General features: G+C 35.8%; 3 protein-coding genes. All 3 read left to right on the top strand.

The window, feature by feature from the left end:
- The coding region (locus ACFFHT_RS05735; RefSeq protein WP_382374316.1) for an endonuclease toxin domain-containing protein at positions 1–1,274 on the top strand (1,274 nt) is incomplete at its 5' end.
- 1 nt (position 1,275) lies between these two features.
- A complete protein-coding gene (locus tag ACFFHT_RS05730; protein WP_382374314.1) occupies positions 1,276–1,803 on the top strand; it encodes a contact-dependent growth inhibition system immunity protein in 528 nt (175 codons plus the stop codon).
- A gap of 9 nt (positions 1,804–1,812) precedes the next feature.
- On the top strand, positions 1,813–2,543 hold a 731-nt coding region (locus ACFFHT_RS05725), incomplete at its 3' end, for a hemagglutinin repeat-containing protein (RefSeq protein ID WP_382374318.1).

Genomic DNA, 2,543 nt, shown 5'->3' with positions numbered 1-2,543 from the left:
CAGAGGAACTGACTGAAGCCCAAAAACAAACCGTCTCTACTTTAAGCCAACTGGCGAGTGGTTTAGCAGGCGGACTCATTAGCGACACTACCGCAGGGGCGATTAATTCGGCGGAAATTGGTAAACGGGCTGTAGAGAATAACTATCTATTTAGGCACGAAGCCGAAGAATTAGTCCGTTTGATGAAAGAAAAAGCGGAATGTGAGGCACAAGGAAAAAATTGCCAAGCTATTCAAGATAAAATTACTCAACTCCATCTCAAAGATATTGAACGTAATAATCGTTTAGATGCTTCCTGTCGTCAAGGTATGAGTGCAGAATGTGCAAGTGAACTTGTCACACTTTCTGCTGCCTTTAAAAGTTTTCAGGGGTATATGCTAGAGGCAGATAATCCTGTAATGAATAGCCAGTATCGCCAAGTGGCTATCCTGTATGGTGAAGAAAAACGACAACATACAGAAGATGTGGCAAAAGTAGCGTTGATGAAATTAGTAAAAGACAATATTGAAGGTTCATCAGAACTCATTTCTATTACAACGCAAGCTTTACTAGGTAATAAGCAATCTCAAGCTCAATTAAGAGAGTTGAGTGAAGCAATAAAAACCTTAATAGATTCTCCTATAAATACTCTTTCAGAAAGTATTAAATCTGAGTTAGCCGAAGCTGATAGATTAGAACAAAATGGTCAAATAAGGGAAGCAGAGATTCTGCGGATGAAGACTTATTTATCAACAGAACTTGGTGTTTTAGGTGGATTAACAGGAGGAAATCAGTTAATTCAACAAGGAGCCAAGGGAGCTATTCGATTAGGCAAATTGGGACTTTCTACGAAAGCGATTGCTAATAAAAATGTAGGAATTCAGTGGGGAGAGGGTATTATCAAACAAGGAAAACCTTGGGAAAGTTATCTTATGTCTTTCTTGCCAGAAGGAACGATAAATTTAAATGATATTAAACCAAACTTTAAAACATTTGATCATTTATTACCTGATGGAACAGCCATTAGTGCAAAAACAATGGATACCATAGGCAGTAAAACTTATCAAAACCCAAGTCGTATTACTTCACAGCTAAATAGATATGTAGATGATATGGTTAATTTTAAAGAAGATGGAAAAGGAGAATATAGACTTAAAAATGAAAAAATTCATAATAAAGAAATATACTTGGCAATTCCTAAAGGAAGTAGTAAAGAACAAATTGAAGCTATTAATAAATCTATTAAATATGCTGAGTCTAATGGAGTTAAAATTATTATTAAGGAGATTAAATAAAATGAATGTTAATAAAGGAATATTAGTTAGAAAAAATAATGAATTTATATTAGTTACTTCATATTTAATATCATTAATTGATGTTACAGATCCTGAACAAGATTTTATTTATCTCCCAATAGATATTTCTTTTGATGATCTGGGTGCAATGATAAAGAAAAAACTATCCGCCAGCAAGGTATTGAATAATGAAGAATTTTCAAAGATTATGAATTCAGACAAAATAAAAAAACTTGATAAAAATCTAGAAATAGATATGAAAAAGAAATTTAATTATAAAAATAGAAAATCTATTTATCAATATATGGATTTTTTGACTATAGATATAAATAACAATAAAATTATTATTAAACCAAAACATCAAGATAGTTTAGATGGATTTACAACATTGAAAAATAGTGAAGGAGAAATTACACAATTTGAATATCCTCTAACCATAACAGATGAAGAACTAGGAAAAGCTACAATGGATGCATTTGAGTATTGTACCAGTATTTATTCTTTTATAAGGGAGAATAGTTCGAAATAATATTTTGGTATTGAAGGCTCAATCCAAAAAGGCAACGGCCATGAAAACAGTGATGCCGTCATTCAACGCAACACCACTCTTCAAGGTCAAGCTGTGCAGTTACGCAGTGGCGAAGATACTGCCTTAAAAGGTGCGGTCGTTACTGGTGATAAGGTTAATGTTGAGGTTGGCAACAATCTTGTAGTAGAAAGCCGCCAAGATAGCCAACAGTATGATAGTAAACAATCACAAGGTGGAGTAAGTGCTGGCGTATCGGTGATAGGCAGTGGCTCTTATGCGTCTGTCAATGGCAGCCTCAATCAAGGTAAACTCAATTATGCACAAGTTGAAACTCAAAGCGGGTTACACGCAGGTGAAGCAGGGTTAACTGTCAATGTGGCAGGTAATACACACTTAAAAGGGGCTATTGTTGATAGTCAAGCGAGCCAAGAGAAAAACCGCTTTACCACAGGTAGCTTAACCTCAGAAAATATTGAGAATCACAGTGAAGCCAAAGTGGAATCTATCGGCGGTGGGCTTTCTACTGACCCAACGCAAAATATTGTTAATGGCTTAGCAACAGGCTTAAGTGCCTTAGGAAATATCAATAAACAAGACAGCAGCACCACCCACAGTGCGGTGGGTAGCAATATTCAGCTTACCACGCAACAAGGTGATATCCCGACTTCCCTTTCTCGCGATACCACAACAGCAAACGAACAAGTTGATAAAACCGAGATTGCTGACCTGAAAACGCGTCA

Origin of the sequence: Gallibacterium melopsittaci (assembly GCF_042433085.1) — a bacterium.
In the GTDB taxonomy this organism is placed as follows: domain Bacteria; phylum Pseudomonadota; class Gammaproteobacteria; order Enterobacterales; family Pasteurellaceae; genus Gallibacterium; species Gallibacterium melopsittaci.
Note: the sequence above shows the minus strand (reverse complement) of the source record. Positions and strands in the feature narration are given on the sequence as shown.

Coding starts and splice junctions, on each gene's coding strand:
- ACFFHT_RS05730 (WP_382374314.1), top strand. CDS start 1,276: ATGAATGTTAATAAAGGAATATTAGTTAGAAAAAATAATGAATTTATA.